The sequence below is a fragment of the Marinobacter azerbaijanicus genome, assembly GCF_030250645.1.
Lineage (GTDB): Bacteria > Pseudomonadota > Gammaproteobacteria > Pseudomonadales > Oleiphilaceae > Marinobacter > Marinobacter azerbaijanicus.
In genome coordinates, this window is record NZ_JASSVS010000048.1 from 1 (window position 1) to 2,697 (window position 2,697).

At 55.1% G+C, this 2,697-nt stretch carries 3 tRNA genes and 2 rRNA genes; all 5 read left to right on the forward strand.

Annotated features, from left to right (window positions below):
* Window positions 1-76: ribosomal RNA gene (locus tag QPM17_RS23400) — 16S ribosomal RNA — on the forward strand; the annotation flags it as partial.
* Between the two features lie 94 nt (window positions 77-170).
* Window positions 171-247: transfer RNA gene (locus QPM17_RS23405), tRNA-Ile, on the forward strand.
* Window positions 248-263: 16 nt separating this feature from the next.
* Window positions 264-359: transfer RNA gene (locus tag QPM17_RS23410), tRNA-OTHER, on the forward strand.
* 117 nt (window positions 360-476) lie between these two features.
* Window positions 477-552: transfer RNA gene (locus tag QPM17_RS23415), tRNA-Ala, on the forward strand.
* Window positions 553-752: 200 nt separating this feature from the next.
* A 23S ribosomal RNA gene (locus tag QPM17_RS23420) occupies window positions 753-2,697 on the forward strand; the annotation flags it as partial.

Below are 2,697 nucleotides of genomic sequence, written 5' to 3' on the forward strand. Positions count from 1 at the left end.
CACGGTGTGGTTCATGACTGGGGTGAAGTCGTAACAAGGTAGCCGTAGGGGAACCTGCGGCTGGATCACCTCCTTAACCGACGTATCGCCGCCTCGCGGCAAGTGCTCACAATGAATTACCTGATCGACCAGAGCAAAGACTGTTTGGGTATGGACCCAGCGCGACCAATGGGTCTGTAGCTCAGTTGGTTAGAGCGCACCCCTGATAAGGGTGAGGTCGGCAGTTCAAATCTGCCCAGACCCACCATTCTCGAGCTTCGGCCGGGTCTGTCGCTCAGTTGGTGAGAGCGCACCCCCGGAAGTTCTGTAAGAGAAGGGTGAGGTCGCCGGGTTTATTTCAAATCTGCCCAGACCCACCAATTTTATCCAGTCCTGCGTTATTTCGTGACTCACATAGCAGGCTATGCGTCGCCACGAAATGCCTTGGTCTGAATAAAATTAACCGAACCGTCCCTTAAGGGAAGGCCGGAATCAGTGGGGCCATAGCTCAGCTGGGAGAGCGCCTGCCTTGCACGCAGGAGGTCAGCGGTTCGATCCCGCTTGGCTCCACCATACTTCTCCAAGCCAGTCTTTTATCTGCAGAGACCAGCGGCAAGTCGTAAGACTTCCCACTGTTCTCTGAACAGTCCGCTCTTTAACAATGTGAATCATGCTGACAGCTCTTTCCGCAAGGAAAGAGCAAAAGTGATACGTCTCAAGCGTATCCGGCAATTGTCGTACGTGATCGCAGACCAGACCCCTTCGGGTTATATGGTCAAGCGATTAAGCGCATACGGTGGATGCCTTGGCAGCCAGAGGCGATGAAGGACGTGGTAGCCTGCGATAAGGCTCGGTGAGGTGGCAAACAACCTGTGACCCGGGCATTTCCGAATGGGGAAACCCACCCTGCACCAGCAGGGTATCCCACACTGAATCCATAGGTGTTGGGAGGCGAACCGGGGGAACTGAAACATCTCAGTACCCCGAGGAAAAGAAATCAACCGAGATTCCCCCAGTAGCGGCGAGCGAACGGGGACTAGCCCTTAAGCGACACAACCGATAGGCGAACAGGCTGGGAAGCCTGACCATAGCGGGTGATAGTCCCGTAGCCGAAATCCGAGAGTCGTGAAATCGAGTAGGTCGGGGCACGTGAAACCTTGACTGAACATGGGGGGACCATCCTCCAAGGCTAAATACTCCTGGCTGACCGATAGTGAACCAGTACCGTGAGGGAAAGGCGAAAAGAACCCCGGAGAGGGGAGTGAAATAGATCCTGAAACCGTATGCGTACAAGCAGTGGGAGCATGCCAGTCATGTGACCGCGTACCTTTTGTATAATGGGTCAGCGACTTATTTTCAGTGGCGAGCTTAACCGAATAGGGGAGGCGTAGGGAAACCGAGTCTTAACTGGGCGACCAGTCGCTGGGAATAGACCCGAAACCGGGCGATCTATCCATGAGCAGGTTGAAGGTTGAGTAACATCAACTGGAGGACCGAACCAGGATCTGTTGAAAAAGATTTGGATGACTTGTGGATCGGAGTGAAAGGCTAATCAAGCCCGGAGATAGCTGGTTCTCCTCGAAAGCTATTTAGGTAGCGCCTCACGTATCACCACCGGGGGTAGAGCACTGTTTCGGCTAGGGGGCCATCCCGGCTTACCAACCCGAGGCAAACTCCGAATACCGGTGAGTGCAAGCGTGGGAGACACACGGCGGGTGCTAACGTCCGTCGTGAAAAGGGAAACAACCCAGACCGTCAGCTAAGGTCCCGAAATCCTGGTTAAGTGGGAAACGATGTGGGAAGGCTCAGACAGCTAGGAGGTTGGCTTAGAAGCAGCCATCCTTTAAAGAAAGCGTAATAGCTCACTAGTCGAGTCGGCCTGCGCGGAAGATGTAACGGGGCTAAACCAGGTACCGAAGCTACGGGCTTGCCGAATGGCAAGCGGTAGAGGAGCGTCGTGTAAGCCGATGAAGGTGGATTGAGAAGTCTGCTGGAGGTATCACGAGTGCGAATGCTGACATGAGTAACGACAAGGGGAGTGAAAAACTCCCCCGCCGGAAGACCAAGGGTTTCTGTTCGACGCTAATCGGAGCAGAGTGAGTCGGCCCCTAAGGCGAGGCCGAAAGGCGTAGTCGATGGGAAACGGGTCAATATTCCCGTACCTCACTGTATTGCGATGGGGGGACGAAGAAGGCTAGGTGGGCCAGGCGTTGGTTGTCCTGGTGAAAGCCGGTAGGCTGGGATCTCAGGCAAATCCGGGATCCCAAGGCCGAGAGGCGAGACGAAGGCACTACGGTGCCGAAGTCATCGATGCCACGCTTCCAGGAAAAGCCTCTAAGCTTCAGATACAGTGGGACCGTACCCCAAACCGACACAGGTGGTCAGGTAGAGAATACCCAGGCGCTTGAGAGAACTCGGGTGAAGGAACTAGGCAAAATGGTGCCGTAACTTCGGGAGAAGGCACGCCGGCGTAGGGTGAAGGCACTTGCTGCCGGAGCTCGAACCGGTCGAAGATACCAGGTGGCTGCAACTGTTTATTAAAAACACAGCACTCTGCAAACGCGCAAGCGGACGTATAGGGTGTGACGCCTGCCCGGTGCCGGAAGGTTAAGTGATGGTGTTAGCCCTCGGGCGAAGCTCCTGATCGAAGCCCCGGTAAACGGCGGCCGTAACTATAACGGTCCTAAGGTAGCGAAATTCCTTGTCGGGTAAGTTCCG